The sequence below is a fragment of the Polynucleobacter rarus genome, from assembly GCF_003072505.1.
Classification (GTDB): domain Bacteria; phylum Pseudomonadota; class Gammaproteobacteria; order Burkholderiales; family Burkholderiaceae; genus Polynucleobacter; species Polynucleobacter rarus.
The window spans coordinates 1,293,297-1,313,112 of the sequence record NZ_NTGB01000001.1 but is presented as its reverse complement, the minus strand read 5'-3'; the positions used below and the strand labels follow the sequence as shown (position 1 = coordinate 1,313,112).

19 protein-coding genes are annotated in these 19,816 nt (G+C 41.0%); 8 read left to right on the top strand and 11 right to left on the bottom strand.

The window, feature by feature from the left end:
* The first annotated feature begins 32 nt into the window (after positions 1–32).
* Genes AOC35_RS06160 through AOC35_RS06140 form a run of 5 tightly spaced genes read left to right on the top strand, consistent with a single transcriptional unit; the run spans position 33 to position 4,213 of the window.
* Positions 33–911, top strand: a complete 879-nt coding sequence (locus AOC35_RS06160; RefSeq protein WP_108646261.1) for a branched-chain amino acid ABC transporter permease — start codon at positions 33–35, stop codon at positions 909–911.
* The gene (locus AOC35_RS06155) at positions 908–1,846 is read left to right on the top strand and encodes a branched-chain amino acid ABC transporter permease (protein WP_108646260.1); all 939 of its coding nucleotides are present in this window, start codon (positions 908–910) and stop codon (positions 1,844–1,846) included. The genes AOC35_RS06160 and AOC35_RS06155 overlap by 4 nt, the downstream gene beginning before the upstream one ends.
* The gene (locus AOC35_RS06150) at positions 1,846–2,598 is read left to right on the top strand and encodes an ABC transporter ATP-binding protein (RefSeq protein WP_108646259.1); all 753 of its coding nucleotides are present in this window, start codon (positions 1,846–1,848) and stop codon (positions 2,596–2,598) included. The genes AOC35_RS06155 and AOC35_RS06150 overlap by 1 nt, the downstream gene beginning before the upstream one ends.
* Positions 2,588–3,316 (top strand): ABC transporter ATP-binding protein, encoded by a 729-nt coding sequence (locus tag AOC35_RS06145; protein ID WP_108646258.1) that lies wholly within the window; start codon positions 2,588–2,590, stop codon positions 3,314–3,316. Before AOC35_RS06150 ends, AOC35_RS06145 begins: the two co-directional genes overlap by 11 nt.
* A 15-nt stretch (positions 3,317–3,331) precedes the next feature.
* Positions 3,332–4,213 (top strand): polysaccharide deacetylase family protein, encoded by an 882-nt coding sequence (locus AOC35_RS06140; protein WP_108646257.1) that lies wholly within the window; start codon positions 3,332–3,334, stop codon positions 4,211–4,213.
* A gap of 91 nt (positions 4,214–4,304) precedes the next feature.
* Here AOC35_RS06140 and AOC35_RS06135 read toward each other — a convergent pair whose 3' ends face one another.
* Genes AOC35_RS06135 through AOC35_RS06125 form a run of 3 tightly spaced genes read right to left on the bottom strand, consistent with a single transcriptional unit; the run spans position 4,305 to position 6,698 of the window.
* On the bottom strand, positions 4,305–5,513 hold the full coding sequence (locus AOC35_RS06135; RefSeq protein WP_108646256.1) for an FAD binding domain-containing protein: 1,209 nt from the start codon (positions 5,511–5,513) through the stop codon (positions 4,305–4,307).
* Between the two features lie 8 nt (positions 5,514–5,521).
* Positions 5,522–6,007: a VOC family protein gene (locus tag AOC35_RS06130; RefSeq protein ID WP_108646255.1), complete on the bottom strand. Its 486-nt coding sequence runs from the start codon at positions 6,005–6,007 to the stop codon at positions 5,522–5,524.
* A 1-nt stretch (position 6,008) separates the two neighbouring features.
* Positions 6,009–6,698, bottom strand: coding sequence for a TetR/AcrR family transcriptional regulator (locus tag AOC35_RS06125; protein ID WP_108646254.1), 690 nt, complete (start codon positions 6,696–6,698; stop codon positions 6,009–6,011).
* 115 nt (positions 6,699–6,813) lie between these two features.
* On the opposite strand from AOC35_RS06125, the gene AOC35_RS06120 reads away from it, so the two are divergent.
* The 3 genes from AOC35_RS06120 to AOC35_RS06110 are packed head-to-tail and all read left to right on the top strand — an operon-like array spanning position 6,814 to position 10,631.
* A complete protein-coding gene (locus AOC35_RS06120; protein ID WP_108646253.1) occupies positions 6,814–7,692 on the top strand; it encodes an FAD binding domain-containing protein in 879 nt (292 codons plus the stop codon).
* A gap of 36 nt (positions 7,693–7,728) precedes the next feature.
* Complete coding sequence (locus tag AOC35_RS06115; protein WP_108646252.1) at positions 7,729–8,223, top strand: (2Fe-2S)-binding protein; 495 nt, start codon at positions 7,729–7,731, stop codon at positions 8,221–8,223.
* Positions 8,224–8,240: 17 nt separating this feature from the next.
* Entirely contained in the window at positions 8,241–10,631 is a 2,391-nt protein-coding gene (locus tag AOC35_RS06110) for a xanthine dehydrogenase family protein molybdopterin-binding subunit (RefSeq protein ID WP_245898442.1), read from the top strand.
* Positions 10,632–10,654: 23 nt separating this feature from the next.
* On the opposite strand, the gene AOC35_RS06105 is transcribed toward AOC35_RS06110, so the two are convergent.
* From AOC35_RS06105 to AOC35_RS06070, 8 genes are all read right to left on the bottom strand, one after another.
* Positions 10,655–11,113, bottom strand: a complete 459-nt coding sequence (locus AOC35_RS06105; protein WP_108646251.1) for a MaoC family dehydratase — start codon at positions 11,111–11,113, stop codon at positions 10,655–10,657.
* Positions 11,113–11,919: an enoyl-CoA hydratase/isomerase family protein gene (locus tag AOC35_RS06100; RefSeq protein ID WP_108646250.1), complete on the bottom strand. Its 807-nt coding sequence runs from the start codon at positions 11,917–11,919 to the stop codon at positions 11,113–11,115. The genes AOC35_RS06105 and AOC35_RS06100 overlap by 1 nt, the downstream gene beginning before the upstream one ends.
* Entirely contained in the window at positions 11,912–13,417 is a 1,506-nt protein-coding gene (locus AOC35_RS06095) for a 3-hydroxyacyl-CoA dehydrogenase (protein WP_108648739.1), read from the bottom strand. Before AOC35_RS06095 ends, AOC35_RS06100 begins: the two co-directional genes overlap by 8 nt.
* The gene (locus AOC35_RS06090; protein ID WP_108646249.1) at positions 13,414–14,211 is read right to left on the bottom strand and encodes an enoyl-CoA hydratase-related protein; all 798 of its coding nucleotides are present in this window, start codon (positions 14,209–14,211) and stop codon (positions 13,414–13,416) included. Before AOC35_RS06090 ends, AOC35_RS06095 begins: the two co-directional genes overlap by 4 nt.
* A gap of 42 nt (positions 14,212–14,253) precedes the next feature.
* On the bottom strand, positions 14,254–15,540 hold the full coding sequence (gene boxA / locus AOC35_RS06085) for a benzoyl-CoA 2,3-epoxidase subunit BoxA (protein WP_108646248.1): 1,287 nt from the start codon (positions 15,538–15,540) through the stop codon (positions 14,254–14,256).
* An 85-nt stretch (positions 15,541–15,625) separates the two neighbouring features.
* Positions 15,626–17,053, bottom strand: a complete 1,428-nt coding sequence (gene boxB / locus AOC35_RS06080; RefSeq protein WP_108646247.1) for a benzoyl-CoA 2,3-epoxidase subunit BoxB — start codon at positions 17,051–17,053, stop codon at positions 15,626–15,628.
* Positions 17,054–17,085: 32 nt separating this feature from the next.
* A complete protein-coding gene (gene boxC, locus AOC35_RS06075; protein ID WP_108646246.1) occupies positions 17,086–18,744 on the bottom strand; it encodes a 2,3-epoxybenzoyl-CoA dihydrolase in 1,659 nt (552 codons plus the stop codon).
* Between the two features lie 104 nt (positions 18,745–18,848).
* Positions 18,849–19,730 carry a helix-turn-helix transcriptional regulator gene (locus AOC35_RS06070; RefSeq protein WP_108646245.1) on the bottom strand — a complete coding sequence of 294 codons (882 nt, stop codon included), beginning with the start codon at positions 19,728–19,730 and terminating at the stop codon, positions 18,849–18,851.
* Between the last annotated feature and the right edge of the window lie 86 nt (positions 19,731–19,816).

Here is a 19,816-nt window from a genome sequence, read left to right as displayed (position 1 = left end):
GCTAGAGGGCTTTTTTAAATATTAGTGGATTTATGGACATTTCTTTTGATTTATTACTGAATGCAATATTTTCTGGCCTTTTACTAGGTGGTTTTTATGCTGCATTATCTTTGGGTGTTTCCATTTCTTTTGGAATGCTTGATATCGTGAACATCGCTCATCCTGCGATGGTGATTCTTGGTGCATACCTGAGTTGGTGGTTGAATGAAAAATTTGGCATCGATCCAATTCTTGCTGGATTTCTGTTAGGGCCCTTCTTTTTTCTAGTTGGTAACCTTATTTACCGACTTTATTATGATCGCTTTGAAAAAGGTGGTGGGGGAGATTCTTTACGCGGCCTCGCTTTTTTCTTCGGAATTTTATTCATCATTGAGATGATTCTGATTCTGGCTTTCGGCGTTGATTATCGTAACGTTAATACGAGTTATACCGATAAAACTATTAGTTTTGGCGTAGTTACGGTTGCTTACCGTCTGCTAATTCCATTCGTGATTTCAGTTGGTTTGTTATTGGTGATTCGTTGGGCATTTAAGAAAACCTATTTTGGTCGCGCAGTCAGTGCGGTTGCTCAAGACCCCTTAGCTTTGCAACTAATGGGTGTAAATCCTGTAAAAATTAAAGGTTATGCCTTTGGCCTTTCTTTGTTTACTGCGGTTGTTGGTGGTGCGATGTTGATTATTATTCAATCAGTGCAACCTTCTGCAGGACGAGAATATATTGGATTGGTTTTTGCCATCGTAGTGCTGGGTGGTATGGGTAATTTAACGGGTACTTTACTGGGAGCGATGATTTTAGGGGTTGCTGAAAGTATGACAGCAACATTCGCAGGTCCTTCTTGGGCTCCAGCAGTTTCATTCGGATTACTTTTATTAACATTGGTATTTAGACCACAAGGTATTTTTGGAAAATGAATAAGAATCGTAATTTCTACCTCGGTCTGGTTTTGGTGTTGCCTTTATTGGCTTCACTCCCGTTTTGGGTGCAATCAGAATATTTTTTCTTTGCGGCGTATTCCGTGTTGCAATTTGTTATCTTGGCGGTAGCCTGGAACATCTTAGGTGGCTACGCAGGCTATGTTAATTTCGGTTCTGCAGCATTTTTTGCAATTGGTGCCTATTCGACAATTGTTGGTTATAAACTTCACTTTCCACAGGGCGCTAATATTCTCCTTGGTACTTTCATGGCCGGCTTAGTTGGACTCGGTATGGGATATATCACGCTTCGTCTCAAAGGTGTTTTCTTTTCAATTGCTACTTTAGCGATGTCAGTTGTGTTGTTGACTATCGTAACGAATACTCCTTTCTTAGGTGGTGCTCGAGGTGTGTACGTGATTGTTTCTAGAGAGTCACCCATTGGCACGGGTCCTTATATCCACTGGCTATATTTTCTGATTTTAGCGATGGCAGTTGTTTCAGTCATTATTTCTAGAATCATCGAACATTCATGGCTCGGACAGGGATTGATGGCCATCAGAGACGACGAAATGGCAGCAGAAGGTCTAGGTGTTCCAACACTTAAATTAAAGCTCATCGCAACTTCTATTAGTGGTGCGTTAATGGGCTTAGCGGGAACTACTTTCCCTTACCTAATTACTTACGTCGAACCAACCGCGACTTTTAATTTGTCCTTTGCGGTAAATAGTATTGCAATGCCGATTGTAGGTGGACTTGGAACTTGGATTGGTCCCTTGTTAGGTGCCTTATTACTGGGTTCAATACAGCAAATTGCTTCGGTAACGCTTTCTTCATCATGGAATCTACTCATTGTTGGTGGTGTTCTAGTTTTATTTGTGACTCTTGCGCCAAATGGTTTAGTTGGATTTTTTAAGAAATGGTCTGGAAAATAATGGAAAACACAACTCAGACACAAATGCCTTTAGTAAAGGTCAGTGCAGTGACCAAGAAATTTGGTGGTTTTACTGCCTTAAGTAATGTTGATTTAGTCATTGCTCCTGGTGAGCGAGTCGGTTTAATTGGACCCAATGGTTCTGGTAAAAGTACCTTAGTTAACTGCATCTCTGGTATGTTGAAAATTGACGGTGGATCAATTGAATTTGCAGGTGAAAATATTTCTAGCTTGCCTCCGCATGCGAGAGTTCATGCTGGTATTGCCAGAAGTTTTCAGATTCCACGACCCTTTAAGACGATGACAGTTTTTGAAAATATTATGGTAGTGCTGAATTTTTCAGGAAATGATCGAAAAAGTGCGGATGATCTTCGTTCCACTGAAGAGCGCGCAATGGATATTGTTCAAGGTGTCGGATTACATAGCAAAAAAGATCACGTCTCTGCCAGTCTTACCCAAGTGGAGTTACGTAAGTTAGAGTTAGCACGCGCCATGGCAGCAAATCCAAAAGTATTGATTGCTGATGAAGCTTTAGCAGGCTTGTCCGGAGCAGAGGTAGACGAAATTCTTGACCTCATTATGGGCATGAAAGAAAAAGGTGTTTCAGTATTAATGATTGAACACATTATGAGCGCAGTAATGCGCTTCTCTGAGCGTTTAGTGGTTCTGGTGGCTGGCAATAAAATTGCTGATGGATTGCCCCAGGATGTGATTAACAATCCCGAAGTGATAAAGGCATATCTTGGCGAATAAGATCATCTTAAAAGAGATTAATGCCGCCTATGGTGCGGTTCAAGTCTTACATGGTATTTCAATGGAAGTTGGTAACGGTGAAACGGTTGCTCTCCTTGGAACAAATGGCAATGGTAAATCTACCTTAATTAAATGCGTTGCTGGATTAGTTAAGCCAACTGCTGGTCAAGCTCTAGCAGTGATTGATGATGTCACGCATGACTTAGGTAAGCTAAGTCCTGAGGAGATTGTTAATTTAGGTATTGCGATGGTTCCGGAAGGTCGTCGTCTTTTTCCTTTATTGACGGTTGAAGAAAATTTATTACTCGGTGCATCTAGACCTTTTGCTCGCAATCATGTAAGTGAAACTCTGGAATTTTGCTTTGAAGTATTTCCAAAGTTGAAAGATCGTCGTACTCAAAGAGCTGGCAGTATGAGTGGCGGTGAACAACAAATGGTGGCACTTGCTCGTGCACTGATGACGATGCCTAAGATTCTCTTGATTGATGAACCATCTGTGGGCTTAGCTCCCATCATCGTTAAGCAGATGATTGATAAAATAGCAGAGCTAAAAGTTCAAAAGGGTCTTACAGTTTTAATGGCTGAACAAAACTTTACACAAGCAATGAGAATTGCTGATCGTGGTTATGTGATTGTGCACGGTGAAATTAAAATTGAAGGTAGTGCGAAAGATTTAGCGAACAACGATGTTGTACGTCAACTTTATATGGGTATGTAATTTCAAGGAAAATTTATGTCTTATGCTTTAGCGAGTGATCGCGTACCATTTTTACCAATCGTTGATCGACCACAATGGAAAATTCCAGGCGACAAGAACTTACTTGTCTGGTTAATTGTTAACGTTGAGCATTGGACGATGGCCAATCCTATGCCGAGAACAGTTCTTAGTCCTCCAATGGGTCAGCCCCTGCAGCCTGATGTACCTAACTGGTCATGGCATGAGTATGGGATGAGAGTTGGTTTTTGGCGGATATACGATGCATTAGTAGCAAGAAACATTGTTCCCACTCTCGCGACCAATGGCATTGTTTGTGAATCTTATCCACGAGTTGTTGAATCAGCGATGAAACACAATTGGGAAATGATGGGTCACTCTTATATTCAAGGACCAATGCATAAGTTAGATGATCAATTAGCAACGATTCAGAAAACGATGGAAACCATAGAGCGTTTTACTGGTCAGCGTCCGGTTGGTTGGGAAAGTCCTGGCCTAACAGAGACTGAAGTAACCATTGATCATTTATCGGCTGCTGGCATTGAATATGTTGCTGATTGGCCATTAGATGATCAACCAACTTGGATTGCAGCTAGTCCTAAGCCAGTTCTTTCAGTGCCCTACACAGTTGAGACAAACGATATCCCAATGATGTTATTGCAGATGAATCGTGGTGAAGAAATGTTCTTGCGCGGTAAAGAGCAGTTTGATCGTTTGTTACAGGACAGTAAGACAATTCCACGTGTCATGGCAATCAGTGTCCATCCTTATATTACGGGTGCTCCGCACCGGATTGGATACTTTGAAAAATTGTTGGATTATGTGCAAGCTTCTTCAGGTGCTACGATCTGTACTGGTAAAAATATTAACGATTTATACAGAGCGCAATTTCCAGCTTAATTCTGATTCTGTAGCAAGGATTTACAAAACTAAAAAGTCCAACAAGTTTCTTTGTTGGACTTTTTTTCATAGGGTATCAGAAGAAATCAACCTAACTTTGTTGCAGTTGTTTGGACAGGTCAACAGCTGTTTCGAGCATGACACGCTTGGCAATGCCAGGTAGGTCCTTTTTAAGCTCTTCCTGCCCCTGTTCAGTCATGTATTCACCAAGATAACGTGCACGTTCAATGATTTTTTGACCAATAGGTAAACGAATATTTTCATAGGTAGATAAAGCCTGAGCATTTGCTCCGAATTGATCGATTACTTCGCACAAACACATTGCATCTTCCGCTGCTTTTGAGACGCCCATGCCTACATGAGGTCTGGCAACGAAGCTGGCGTCTCCCATCAAGCCCACTCGATTAAATGCAATTTTTTCAGAGTAGACATCATAAATTGCTTGGAAAAATACCAAAGCTGTTTTCTCTAAAAGCTCAGCCCATTGCGGAGCAAGTGTTTTTCTAGCTGCTTCGCGAATGGTTGCAATATTTTTCCAACTCACTTTAATCGGCGAAATACCCTGAGGATAATAATTGCCATCAGCATCGGTTAATAAATCAACTAACTCTGCTTCATTTGTTTTACGGTACCAAACAAAGTTATACCGACGCTGACCTGTTTGAATATTATTATTTAATCCAGCTACTGGGTAACCTAATATTTGCTCACCTGGTGGTAGCCCAAATCCAAAAGTTTCAAATAAGGTCGACAAGGAAAGTTTACTGAGAAGGTGTTCATCACACACCCCCCGCCAAGCCACATAACCAGCATATTCTGGCACTACATTAGGAGCCAGTAAATGACGAACAGAAGAGCGAAGTCCGTCCGACGCAATGATTAAATCACCCGTGTAAGAAGTGCCATCTTCACAATGAACTGTTGCACTATGCTCATCTTGATCAAGCCCTTTGATTGATTTACCATCAAGATATAAATGAGAAGGTAAATTTTCTTTTAGAAGATGGTAGAGCTTACTCCAAGAGGTCAAAATTTGAGGTAAGGTCATTTCGGCAATGTCGTGTCCTAATTGATCTAGAGTAACGCGACGATCTACAGGGATACCGATATTGTTATCCGTTTTTATTCCACATAAGGTGAGGGCTTGCATAAGACTCGGATGGGTGACGATTCCAGCTCCTCTGCCATCTAAAGAGCCAACTACTTTTTCTAATAAAGTTACTTCATGACCACGTTGATGCATTAAATTTGCGGCAAATAATCCGCCAAGTGAACCACCTACAATAATAATTTTTGCCATAAATAATGTTAATTTGTTGAATGTGAAGCGTTTGTTAATTTACTATCTAAATCAGTTCTTTCATGAGCTGGATAATTTAGCTCAATCGTGATGCCATTGGGATCTTCAAGAAATAATTGATGTAATTTAATCGTTGGAACTAAACGTTCTCGATATTGCACTTGATGAAGTTGCAAATGATTCAACATCTCTTCTAGTCCCGTAGCGTAAAAAGCAATGTGATCAATTGCTCCCGAGCCTTTGAGGGACGGCATTTCCTTATCACCCAAGTAATCAATTAAGCCACTAGGGTCGTTCAAATCAATTTCTACAATATGGACGACTGCATTTAAGTAGTTATTGAGGTCTGAGTCGGCTTTATACATCCAATAACCTGGGAAAGGAAAATCAGGTCTAGGGCCAGGTACCAAACCTAATATAGTGCCAAAAAAATTCTTTGTTGCATTTGCATCCGGACTGCGAATCGCGAGATGATTAATAATGAATTCACTCATGCTATTTCTTCTCCTGTAATAAATGTTGTGCACTTAATAAATATGATGCTACGCGGTCTTTAATGATGTCTTCATCACTCATGAAGTTTGTTTCAGACTGAAAGGATGCCCCGTATATCCAACGCCTGATCCCTAAATAAAAAATGCCTCCATGCAGTCCTAACAGTAACTCCATTTCTTTTTCAGAAATTGCTTGGTCTGATTTGAAGTTGCAATATTTCCTGGTCTCAAAAACTAGTAAGGGAAGGATATTGGTTTGGAGTAATTTGAAAAAACGGTCACTAAAAAGTTTGTCGGATAATCCTGAAAATATTAAAATTCGCACGAAGTCGTGGGTCAAAATTGTTTTTGCATAATCGATATAAAATTCTACGAATTTAGCTTCAGTAGATTTTCCTTCATCAGATAATAAAACTTGCCATTCTGGTTTCCAGTGATCAAGTACAACCTCTTGATAAACCCTTTCAATCAAATCTGCTTTAGTCGGGAAATAGTGGTAAAGCAAGGTATGTGTAATCCCAAGATCTTCAGTCAGAGTTCTTAATTGACCCTCAAATCCATGCTTTGCAAAAAAAGCAATTGCTTGATTAACAATTTGCCTTTCTCGTTTTTCAGGGCTCATTCTCCTAGGAGAAGGATGTTCTCCCTGTGATTCAGTCAAAGATGTTTCCTCAATAGGTTGAGTTTGCATAAGAGGGATAAGGGTTTACACGAATTGGTTCTTATTGAGCATTTGTTAAATAATAACAGTATTGTTATTTTAAATAAATATTTATTGAGCTATCAGACAGAATTTTGGAGAGAGAATGAAAGCAGCAGCCTTTGATTACCGTAAAGTACAAACGATTGATCAAGCTATCGGTTTATTACAAGATTTTGGTGATAATGCAAAGTTAATCGCAGGTGGTCAAAGTTTATTGCCTTCCTTGAATATGCGCTTATCTGCACCTGAGTTATTGATTGATTTAAATGGTGTCGATGAATTAAAAGGCATTCAAGTAAGAACAGAAAATAATCAAGAAATTATTTTCTTAGGTGCTATGACGACTCATACAGAGATTGAAGATTCCGCTGTGGTGGCAGAGAAATTACCACTCTTAAAAAAGGCCGTTCCGCATATTGCCCACCGTGCAATTCGAAATCTTGGTACATGGGGTGGATCCATCGTGTATGGTGATCCTGCTGCAGAATGGCCAGCCTGTGCAATTGCTTTAGGCGGCGTGATGGTGATTGCTGGGCCAGAAGGACGACGTAAAATTGCTGCGAAGGACTTTTTTATTGATTTGTACACGACCGATTTGCAAGCGAATGAAATTTTATTAGGCACTGAATTTGCGATCTCAACATTACAAACGAAAGATAATTTTGAAGAGTTAGCAAGACGACATGGTGATTATGCAATTGCCGGATTAGCAGTGCAAATAGAACACCTTGATGACGTTATTAAAGCTGCTCGAATCGTTTATTTTTCTGTGGCTTCCACACCCATGATTGCTTCCCAGGCGCAAACTTTATTGGTGGGAAATTCACTAAAAAAAATCAATCAGCCGGAATTGATTAAACAGTGTCAATTAGCCGTTCGTTCTGAAATTCAGACCATGTCTGACTTAACGAACTCAGTCAAAATGAAAACACATTTAATTGGTGTCTTGATTGAAAGAGCGCTAGTTGCGCTTGCAAAATAATCAATACTTTAACTATTTCAACCTAGAAAATTTTATATGTCACAAAAAACAACAATTCGGATGACCTTAAATGGTCAAGTTATTACAACTGAAGTTGAACCAAGACAACACTTAGTTGATTTTTTACGTGATGACCAATTTTTAACTGGGTCTCACTTAGGTTGCGAGCAGGGGGCTTGTGGCGCTTGTACTGTGAAATTAAACGGCAAAATTGTACGCGGTTGTTTAGTGCTAGCTGTTCAAGCTGACCAAGGAACGGTTGAGACGATTGAGGGGCTAACAGCTACTGGAAACTACAAAGATCTTCAACAAGCTTTCTTAAAGTTTAATGCTTTGCAATGTGGCTTCTGTACTTCTGGAATGCTTCTTGCTGCAGCTGAGTTAATAGAACAAAAACCATCGGCAACAAGGGAAGAAGTGCGTGAATGGATTTCAGGGAATTACTGTCGTTGCACTGGCTATCAAGCTATTGTTGATGCAATTTGTTTTGTCTTAGAAGAACGACTTGCTCAAGTTGTTCATCAGTCTTGAATGGATAAGGAATCATCGTGAATAAACCAAGTGAAATAAAAGAACAATTAAGTCCAGTAACCAGTGAGCAGCGTTACATTGGCATGAGCGAACCACGCCATGGCGCTAAAAGGCTAACTGAGGGTAATGGTAAATACATTGATGATATGTCTTTGCCAAAAATGGCCCATGTTGTCTATTGGCGCTCGCCAGTAGCTCATATGAAAATTTTAAAAATCATTAAGGAGCACGCGTTAAAGATGCCTGGCGTGATTGCAGTGGTTGACGGTAATGAATTGGCTACTATCTGTAAACCGTGGGTTGCTACATTGAGTCATTTGGCTGGTATGAAATCAGCACCTCAATATCCACTTGCCATTGATCGCGCATGTTGGCAAGGTGAGCCTGTTGTGGCAGTGGTAGCAAAGACGCGTGCACAAGCTGAGGACGCATTGCCATTTGTGGAAGTAGAGTGGGAGGATTTGCCTGCGTTACTAGATATGCAAGCTGCACTGGATCCAAACTCTACCATTATTCATCCTGAGTTAGGCGATAACATTTGTTTTAAACGTTCCTTAGATACGGGTGATGTTGATGCTCAGTTTGCTAAAGCTGATGTGGTTGCATCGGCCGAGTTTCGTTTTGGAAGACACACTGGCGTGACCTTAGAGCCTCGTTGCCAAATCGCAGATTTTGGTGCAGATGGCAGATTAACTGTGTATCACTCTTTTCAAGCGCCGCATATGATGCAAGATTTATATTGTCGTCAGTTTGATTTAGTGGAATCAGATGTACGCGTGATTTGTCATGATGTCGGAGGTTCATTTGGTATTAAGGTTCATGCTTATCCAGATGATTTTGCAACGGTTGGATTGTCAATTTTGCTCAAGCGTCCAATTAAGTTTGTGGCCGATCGTCTTGAATCCTACCTCAGTGATATTCATGCCAGGGAACACATTATCCAGGGCAAGATTGCGGTTAGCAAGGAAGGCCAGATTTTAGCTTTTGAAATCGATGACCTTACTGGTATCGGACCTTACTCGATGTTCCCACGTACTAGTGCCATCGAAGGTAATCAAGTAGTGAATTTAGTGGGTGGTCCTTACAAGCATCTCCAATACCGTGCCAATCTGAATGTGGTATTTCAGAATAAAACGCCTACCTGTCAGTATCGTGGGGTTGGTCATCCTATCGCCTGCGCAGTAACTGAAGGTCTTGTAGATCTAGCTGCTATGAAATTACAGATGGACCCTTTAGAGATCAGAAAACTAAACGTGATTCCTGATGATGCCTATCCTTATACCGGTGCGTCAGGTATCAAACTTGAGGTACTCTCGCATGAGCAGTGTTTAGCAAAGCTTGAAGATCTGATGGATTATGCAAGTCTAAGGAAAGAGCAAGAGGAACTTCGTAGTCAGGGAATTTACCGTGGTATTGGGATTGCAACCTTGATTGAACTTACGAACCCAAGCCCTGCATTTTATGGTGTTGGAGGTGCGAGAATCGCATCTCAAGATGGTGCTACGATTCGCTTAGATCCATCAGGCGTAATTTCTGTGGCAGTGAGTGTCGGTGAACAAGGGCAAGGAAATGAAGCGATCTTTGCACAGATTGCAGCGGATGCGGTTGGCTTGCCGATTGAGCACGTTCGACTCGTTACCAGTGATACTAGCGTTACACCTTATGGTGGAGGAACTTGGGCTTCGAGAGGCGCGGGTATTGGTGGTGAAGCAGTATTGCTCGCAGGTCTTGCCTTAAAAGAAAATATTTTAAAAATTGCCGCAGCGATGCTTCAAGTAGAAGCCTCTACGCTAGCTTTGAAACAAGGAAAAGTCATTGATAGAATGACGAACGCTGAAAAACTGCCCTTGAGTGAAATTGGTCGAGTTGGCTATTTTAGAACTGATACCTTGCCTAAAGATCTCCAAGCGGATTTAACGGTAACAAGGCATTATTCGCAAAAAGATTTTCCATTCATCTTTACCAATGGCGTACAGGCTTCCTATGTTGAAGTCGATACCAATACTGGTTTCGTGAAGCTCTTAAAACATTGGGCCGTTGAGGATTGTGGTCGTGTCATTAATCCAATGTTAGTTGATGAACAAATGCGTGGAGCGATCGTTCAAGGGATTGGCGGTGCGCTGTTCGAAGAGTGCCTCTATGATGACATGGGTCAAATGATTAACGGCAACATGGCGGATTATTTAGTACCAATGGCTGCTGAGATGCCTGATATTGAAGTAGCTCACGTACAAACTCCAACCAAGTCTTCTTTACTGGGTGCTAAGGGCGCTGGTGAAGCAGGTACTGCAGGAGCACCTGGTGCAGTGATCAATGCGATTAATGATGCTTTGGCGCCGTTTAATGTGCATAGTTTTGATCAGCCACTTACGCCTGAGAAGATTCTAAAAGCCTTAGGAACGATTTAATAGTCGTAAAGCTTCGATGAGAATTATTCGCTAGGCGGAATAATTTTCATCGAGGTATCAAAAAAACTTATAGCCTCAAGGTCCAACACTTCAATATGGGATTGATTAAATACTTGCCAACGCCATTTCAATATCCCTACATGGGGTTTGCTAGTGGAGTATCTGTGGTCGAGTACAGTTGTTTGAACCATTAATTCATCATCAGGCCTGACAGGTGCTGGCCAACGTAAGTAGGACAAGCCTGGTGAGCCACTGGATTCTGATCCTTGTAAGATTTCATTTGCAACTAAACGCATGGCAATGCCACAAGTCATCCAACCACTACCAATAAGACCTTGAAAAGGACCCGTTTTAGCGGCTTCAATATTTGTATGAAACCATTGCGGGTCATACGCCTTGGCAAACTGAATAATTTCTTCTTCAGTCACTTTATAAGCACTGGTTTTTAAAACTTGGTCTTTATGAAAGTCAGTAAATTTCATTAAATTTTTACTTTACTAAATTCTGGCGCTCTTTTTTCTTGAATAGCTTTGAGGCCTATTTTCGCATCATTCCCAGCAAAGCCAAGGATTTCGAGGGTTAAAGAGTGTTCAAAAGCGGGCCAAGCTGCTCTTAACCAATGATTGAGAGAGCGCTTAGTAAAGGCTAAAGCAGAAGGGCTACCACTAGCTAAAGTAGTGGCGATTTCCCGGGCTTTACTTAGTAACTCTTCATCAGGAACCGCAAGGCTCACGAGTCCAATCCGTTCAGCTTCTACACCGTCAATCGTATTACACATCAATAAGTGATATTTCGCTTTTGCCATCCCACAAAGTAGCGGCCAAATGACTGCTGCATGGTCCCCGGCAGTTACACCTAATTTGGTATGACCATCAATAATTTTCGCTTTAGTACCAGCAATTGAAATATCGGCAAGTAATGCTAAAGCTGCCCCAGCACCAACCGCTGCACCGTTGATAGCTGAAATAATGGGTACGTCACAATCAATCATGCTCTGTACTAGTTCTCTTGCTTCTCTTAGAACCCGAAGTCTAGCATCTTGAGAGTTGATCATTTCTTCTACTACCGAGAAAGATCCCCCAGCACAAAATCCCTTACCTTCACTACGAATCAGAATTGCACGAACTGATGGATGTTGGTTGAGTTTCGTAAATACCGTTCCTAAAGCGGCGTGCATCACCTCATCGGTCATAGGCATACCACCAACTGGACCAATAATTAATTCAGCAACCCCATTGGGTAAAATTTCTGCTCGTAAATTAGGGCAAATTTCTAAAATTTCACTCATTCAGTAAATCCTCACAAGATTTTCTTCGTAGCATTGGACTTACGCGATATCTTTCACCGCGATAAAAATCATCCATGCTATCTAATAAAAAGGCAACATCCGCCGCCGACCATTGTTCTAACCAATCGAATGGACCCTGAGGATAATTAACCCCAAGGCGCATCGCTTGATTCACTGCTTCTTCAGTACAAACACCCTGATTGACAGCGTCACATGCTTCGTTAATTAACATAGCAATCGTTCTCGCAACGATGAGACCTGGTGAGTCAATCACCTTGATAGGCTGAATTCCTAAATTAATTAAGAAATTTTCAACAGATTTCATTAATTCTTTAGAGGCAGTTGTGGAATGAGTCCATGCTAGATGCATCCCTGCGTAAGGTGCAAAGGATTGATCAAGGAGCACCGCGTTATGGTCCATTTCTGTAGCCATCAATCCATCTGTGATGCGAATTTCAATTTGGTTATAAGAAATTCCTGACCAATCACTTTCTTCATCGAATTCAAATTTTAAATTGATGGCCTCTAATTGCTCACTGAAGAAACTAATTAATGGTTGAGCACCATGTAGTACCACTTTTACTTTAGAGGGGAGTGGCTTTGGATCTGGCGTAACGATGTTAGGCTTGACTGCATCGCTTGAATAATCGTAAAAACCTTTACCAGATTTTCTGCCGAACAGCCCACCGTCCACTAATTCTTTTTGAACTAATGAAGGTGTGAAGCGCTTATCGAAAAAATTCGCTTCATAAACACTGGAGGTGACAGAAAAGTTCGTATCATGTCCAATTAGATCCATCAGTTCACAAGGACCCATCTTAAAGCCTGCTGACTTTAAACAACTATCAATCTCAAAAGGACTAGCGACTTGCTCTTGTAACAGGCTAAGGGCCTCAGCATAAAAGGGGCGCGCGATACGATTCACAATAAATCCTGGTGTGGATTTGGTATGCACGGGTACTTTTGACCAAGCTTGTGCGAGACCAAAAATGGCGTTTGCTATGGCAGGATCGGTTTGTAAACCGCTGACGACTTCAACCAACTTCATGACAGGTACTGGATTGAAAAAATGCATACCAACAAGTCTTTGTGGGTGTTGCATACCGTTGGCAATAGCGGTTACTGAGATAGAGGAGGTATTCGTCGCTAAAATGCAATCTTTGCTCACCACGGACTCTAACTCTTGAAAAAGGGCTCTCTTCACCTCTAGTTTTTCAACGATGGCTTCGATGACTAAGATGGCATCTTGTGCCTTGGATAAATGGTCAATTGGCTGAATATTTTGTAAGGTGTGTTGCATTTTTTCAGCGGACATCTTACCTCGAGAGACTAAGTTCTCAAGGCTTTTGCTTAAAGATTCAATTGCTTTTGTATTTGCTCCATCCTTGGCATCAAACAAAGCAACTTGATGACCCGCTTGCGCTGCGACTTGTGCAATACCTGTGCCCATAATGCCAGCACCAATGACTAAGATTTTTCCATTGGATATTTCAATCATGGCTTTGGAATCCAATTTGCTGGTCGTTTATTTAAGAAGGCATCAAATCCCTCCTTTGCCTCTTCAGTACCTCTGACACGACTAATTGTTTTGGCAGTGAGTTCAATCACTTCAGGCGTTACTGGACCGTGTGCTAACTGGCCAAATAATTGCTTGATTTCTTTGATGGCATTTGGGCTACTAGCTAGCAACATAGTTACATTCTGATCGACTACCGCATCTAATTGATCTAAGGTGGTTACTTCGTGAACTAAGTTGATTTTGAGAGCATCATTAGCGGAAATTTTCATGGTAGTCAGAGCGAGTCTTCTTGCTTGACGTTTACCTATAGTATTAATTACGTAGGGTCCGATAGCAGATGGCAGGATACCAAATTTAGCCTCACTAATGGCAAAACTTGCTTGTTCAGCCGCAATCGCAATATCACACACACAAGCTAAGCCAAATCCCCCACCAAGAGCGGCTCCTTGAATACGTGCAACTACCGGTTTTGCCGATTGATCAATGCAACTTAACATCTTTGCGAATTTGCGTGCATCCTCGAGGTTCCATTCCTCAGAAGCAGTGCTCGCTCTTTTCATCCACTGAAGATCTGCGCCAGCACTAAAATGTTTGCCTGTGCCGGATAAAACAATCACACGAATTTCTGCTGAGTTATTTGCGAATGCGAATGCCTCTTTCATTTCTACAATCATTGTTTCGTCAAAGGCATTAAAAACCTCGGGACGGGACATCTCAATTTCGAGCACTCCCGGTGCTCTGTCTTTTAGAATTAAAGTAGTGTATTTTTTCATCGTATTTTTCAAAGGAACCCGCTTTTTAAAGCTTGGTTGGGACTAATAAGTTTCTAAATGTAATCGACCTGTAGATTTGAGTTGATTACCGAATTCGTTCCAGTTTAATCCATCCTTTTCGATAATTTCCTCTAAAGCCTTCATAACGCCATCTTCCATCGCTTTAAGACCACAAACATAAACATAGGTATTCGGGTTTTTAAGCAGTGATGCTACATCCTTAGCCCTTTCTATCATCGCATCTTGGACATATTTTTTAGGCTCATTAGGAGTTCTAGAAAAAGCTAAATTAATATCTATAAAGTCTTTTGGTAAATTTTGTAAGGGGCCAAAATAGGGGAGCTCAGATTGAGTTCTAGCACCGAAAAATAGCATCAGTTGACCATTTTTAAATTTACCAGATTGAGTTAATCTTCTGCGCCATTCCGTCATTGCTCTCATTGGAGCACTACCTGTACCAGTGCAGATCATAATGATATTGGATTCAGGATGATTCGGCATTAAGAAACTCGCACCAAATGGTCCAATTACTTCTACTTCATCACCAATTTTTGAATCACACATGAAATTGGAAGCAACGCCTTTAACAGGATTGCCAGAATGATCTTCTAAGACGCGTTTAATCGTTAAAGATAGGTTGTTATATCCGGGTCTTTCACCATTTCGAGGACTTGCAATGGAATATTGTCGGGCATGATGGGGTTTTCCTTGAGCATCTGTGCCTGGAGGGATAATACCAATCGATTGGCCCTCTAAAACCGGGAATGGTGTGTCATTAAAATCTAAAACAATATGATGTGTATCGTAATCGGAACCAACTTCAGTAACTCTAAAATTACCTACGACGGTCGCTTTTACGGTTTTTATCGCAGATTTTGGTCCATATAAATTGACATAGGGATGGGCTGCAGACCATGGTGGAATAGTGGAACCGAAATGAGCCGGTTTAATATGCTGTTGAGATGTATTTTTGCTTTGATCAGCGGAACTCTCTTTTTGTTCCATGGATACTGATGAATTGGATAATGTTGATTCTGAAGAATCCAAGTCCAATAAGGCATCTTCTGATAAGGTTTCTGGGAGTTCATCCCAAACGAGTTGCTCTTCGATGCTATACGCTCTTGCTTTAGGAATTTTTCGCCAGTTATCGATTGAACCCGTTGGGCATGGTGGCACGCATGCCATACACAGATTACAAATGTCCGCATCCACTACGTAGTTTCTGGAGTCATGCGTGATTGCGCCGACTGGACAGGTTGCCTCACAAGTGTTGCAACGAATACAAATTTCGGGATCAATCAGGTGTTGGTCGATGATTTCTGTGGACATAAGTAAAGTTGTTTTTAATAAAATTAATAAAGTATGTTTACATTCTAAAAGAGAGCACCTCTAGTGCTCTCTTTTTTATGAAACGTTAATTAAAACGCACATATTCAAAGTCAACGGGTTGACGATTTACGCCCATTACAGGTGGAGCAATCCAGTTTGCAAATTTACCAGGTTCAACACAGCGACCCATTAAGCTTGCTACAAATGCGCGATCTTCGGGGGTTGGTAACCACTCGTTTTTACGTGCTTGCCATTCGTTTTCAGAAATCATTTGACCTGCGGGTGAAACCTTAATGCCTGAGAGGGCACCAATATTTCTATGGAATGCTTTATGAGGAACTTTCAAACGGAATGGAATACCTGCTTTTTCAATCACTTTATTCCAACGCTCAATACCACCAACGCTATCTTTAATATAGTCGTCACGTAGAACTTCATTTAAGGCGTTTAACAACGGTACTTCTTTTTCGACTAGGTTGCCATTACTTGCATGCAAAATTCTGTATGAATCATTTTTGAGGCTATGGTCATCCATACGCTTGCCTTCTTCGTAACGACCTTTTAAGCCAGTTGAATAGAAAGTTGCGGCATTACTAGATTCATCGGCTCCAAACAAGTCAATGGTTACACTGAAATGGAAGTTGAGATAACGTTGAATGGTTTGCAAATCGATTACTCCTGCTGCACGAAGCTTCACTGGATCATCAGTTTTTAATTCATTCATTACTTGGCAAGTACGGTTAATTACGCGTGAAATACCACTTTCCCCAACAAACATATGGTGCGCTTCTTCCGTCAGCATAAATTTTGTTGTGCGTGCAAGCGGATCGAAACTTGACTCAGCTAAAGCGCATAACTGAAATTTACCATCGCGATCTGTAAAATAGGTGAACATAAAGAAGCTGAGCCAATCAGGAGTTTCCTCATTAAATGCTTCTAAAATTCTTGGGTTATCTTCTTGACCGCTTCTACGTTGTAATAATGCTTCGCCTTCTTCACGCCCATCACGACCAAAATATTTGTGTAACAAGTACACCATAGCCCATAAATGACGTCCTTCTTCGACGTTAATTTGGAATAAATTACGCAAATCATATTGGCTTGGTGCAGTTAAACCCAAGTGACGCTGTTGTTCTACAGAAGCTGGTTCAGTATCACCTTGAGTCACAATAATTCTTCTCAAATTTGCGCGGTATTCACCAGGAACATCTTGCCAAACTTTTTCACCTTTATGATCGCCGAAGTGAATTTTTCTGTCAGCGTCACCAGGATTTAAGAAAATACCCCAACGATAATCAGGCATTTTGACATGGCCAAACTGAGCCCAACCCTGAGGGTCGACGCTAACAGCAGTTCTTAAATACACATCAAAGTTACCAGAGTGATCTGGTCCCATGTCGTTCCACCAATTGATGTAATTGGGTTGCCATTGTTCCAGCGCACGTTGTAAGGTGCGATCTTCACTTAAATTCACATTATTAGGAATTTTTTCGTTGTAGTTAATGCTGCTCATAGTTATCTCCGAAGGTTAGTTACATTAATTAATTAAACACGGTTCCAATCAAATTGCGCTTTCTCGCCTTTGCCATAGACCTTTAAAGCGCCTTTATCGCCGACTGCGTTAGGTCTTTGAAAAATCCAGTTTTGCCAAGCAGTGAGGCGTCCAAAAATTCTGGTAAACATATTTTCTGGTCCATTAAATCTGAGGTTTGCCTCAAGTCCTGTAAGGGAGTCAGGTGACATAGATAAACGTTCTTCAAGAGCAATCCGAACTTCATCATGCCAATCAATATCGTCTGGATTCATGGTATTCAAACCAATTTCACTAGCTTGATCGGCATCGAGTAGTTGACCCGCTTTTGAGCGAACTGCATTTAATGCTGGTTCTTCGTCATAAAAGCGACGACCCAAGCGACTTTGATTTGTAATCATTGGATAGGTTCCAAAATTAACATCATTCACCATGATTTTTGGAGTTGTATCCATGTCATCCGGTAAGATTAGATGATAAATACGATCGCAAGTTAGGGCCAGTTCTAGGAAGGTGCCATTGAAACATGATCCTTCATCAATTAAGGCAAATAAGCTTCTGGATGAAACGTCAAGACGACTTAAGGTTCTTCTGAGTAAACCGATGGTTTCTCTGACTAGCCAATGATCTTGATTACTTACCAAGGTGGCATCCATTGCCTTAACATCATCATGATTACCCAAGGTCTTGATAATCCAAACGCCAACATCCAGCTCATTGGTGCGCATCATTAAAATAGCATCTTCTAATTCACGAGCCATCATGAGTGGATACCAGTTTGAACCTGCAGCTTCAATTCCAGCAACATCAGTGGGTTGATTGCCATTAGGTGCTTTAACTGTGAAAGTGGCAACACGTTTTGCACGATCAATTTCTACCGTTACATATTTGTACTTAAGTGCGTCTGCTTCCACTGTTCTATCTAGTGCAATTAACTCAACACCAGTAGCTACATCTGGGCGAATACTCTTTTTTGCTAGCTCTGCAGCTCTTTGCTTAACGGTTTCCAAGAAAACGGCTGGTTTTGCGATCTCATCAACTAGTCTCCAGTCTTTTGCTTTTTGGCCACGAACACCTTCGCTAGTTGTGCAGAAAATATCTGCTAAATCATGACGCACATGACGCTTATCTGTAACGCGTGTTAGCCCGCCAGTTCCAGGCAATACACCGAGCAGGGGAACTTCTGGCAAACTCACAGCACTTGATCTGTCATCAATTAACACGATCTCATCACAGGCTAAAGCTAATTCATAGCCACCACCAGCACAAGCGCCATTCACAGCAGCTAAAAATTTCAAGCCACTGTGAGTAGATGAATCTTCTAAACCGTTTCTTGTCTCATTTGTGAACTTACAGAAGTTCACTTTCCATGAGTGACTTGAAACGCCTAACATGAAAATATTTGCTCCTGAGCAAAAAACTTTATCTTTGCCACTGGTCATAATGACGGTTTTGACTTGCGGGTGTTCAAAACGAATTCTGTTAACTACATCATTCAGCTCGATATCTACACCGAGGTCATAACTGTTGAGTTTTAACTTATAGCCAGGTCTTAATCCACCGTTCTCATTGAAATCTGCAGTGATCGTTGCGAATGAACCATCAACTGATAATTTCCAGTGTTGGTATTGAGATGGATTGATTTGATAATCTACGGATAAAGCAGTGTTCATGTAAGGTCCCCTTATTCAAAATAAACAAAATCATACGAGCATATGATGAATAATAATGCATGAAGTTTAATTGTCAAGCACTTTTGTGCATATTTTTAAAATATTTATAGATTTAGTGCGCCACGAACAATTTTGATCAGTAATTGGCAGCTTTCTTCAAGAGGTTGTTGGCTTGTATTAAGTTGAAATTGCGCTTGAGAATAAAAAGATGCGCGACCAACTAAGATTTTCTTTAAATCTTCCATCGCTTCTTTATTGTCAGCCATTGGGCGTAAATCACCTTGTTTTCTGACTCGCTCCATATGGTCTTCAGGGCTTGCTTGTAACCAAATAGTTGTACAGTGATTGAGTAATAGGTTAAAGCTTGCCGGATCAGAAACGATGCCGCCTGGAGTTGCAATGACAGCTTCTGGATAAATTTGAATCGTTTCCTCTAGGGCTCTACGTTCGTATTTACGATATGCATTGACGCCATATAAACCTTGAATTTCTGCAATACTACAACCAGCAAATTTTTCAATTTCGCGACTTAACTCAACAAACTGAAAGCCTAAATCTTCAGCTAGCATATAGCCTAGAGTCGATTTTCCAGCACCACGTAAGCCAATTAAAGCAACACTTGAGTTAAAGCTTTTTGTGGTGGTTTCATTTTGGCTGAATTGATTAAGAATTAATAATCTAATTCTTTTCAAAGAACTTTCATCTTGATTTAGCAGTAAATCTCTCAGCAGCAACCACTCAGAGGATGAGGTGGTTGGGTCACCAATAATCTCCGCCATCGTGCATTGCATTGCCTCGGCAATTTGCGTTAATACTAGAAAAGAGGCGTTACCTTTACCGTATTCTAAGTTGGCTAGATGTCTTTCTGAGACGCCAGATGATTGGGCTAGGGCCTTGCGGGTCATTCCTCTTCTGGATCGAATCGAGGAAACACGCTCTCCGAGTGCTTTTAAGGCGATATTGTCTTGAATAATTAAATCAGTCATAGTTTATTTTATCAGTATTTACCCTTGAAGGTGAATTATAGTGCTTGACTTATCAAATTTTAAGAATTAAAGTTCTTTATGCACAA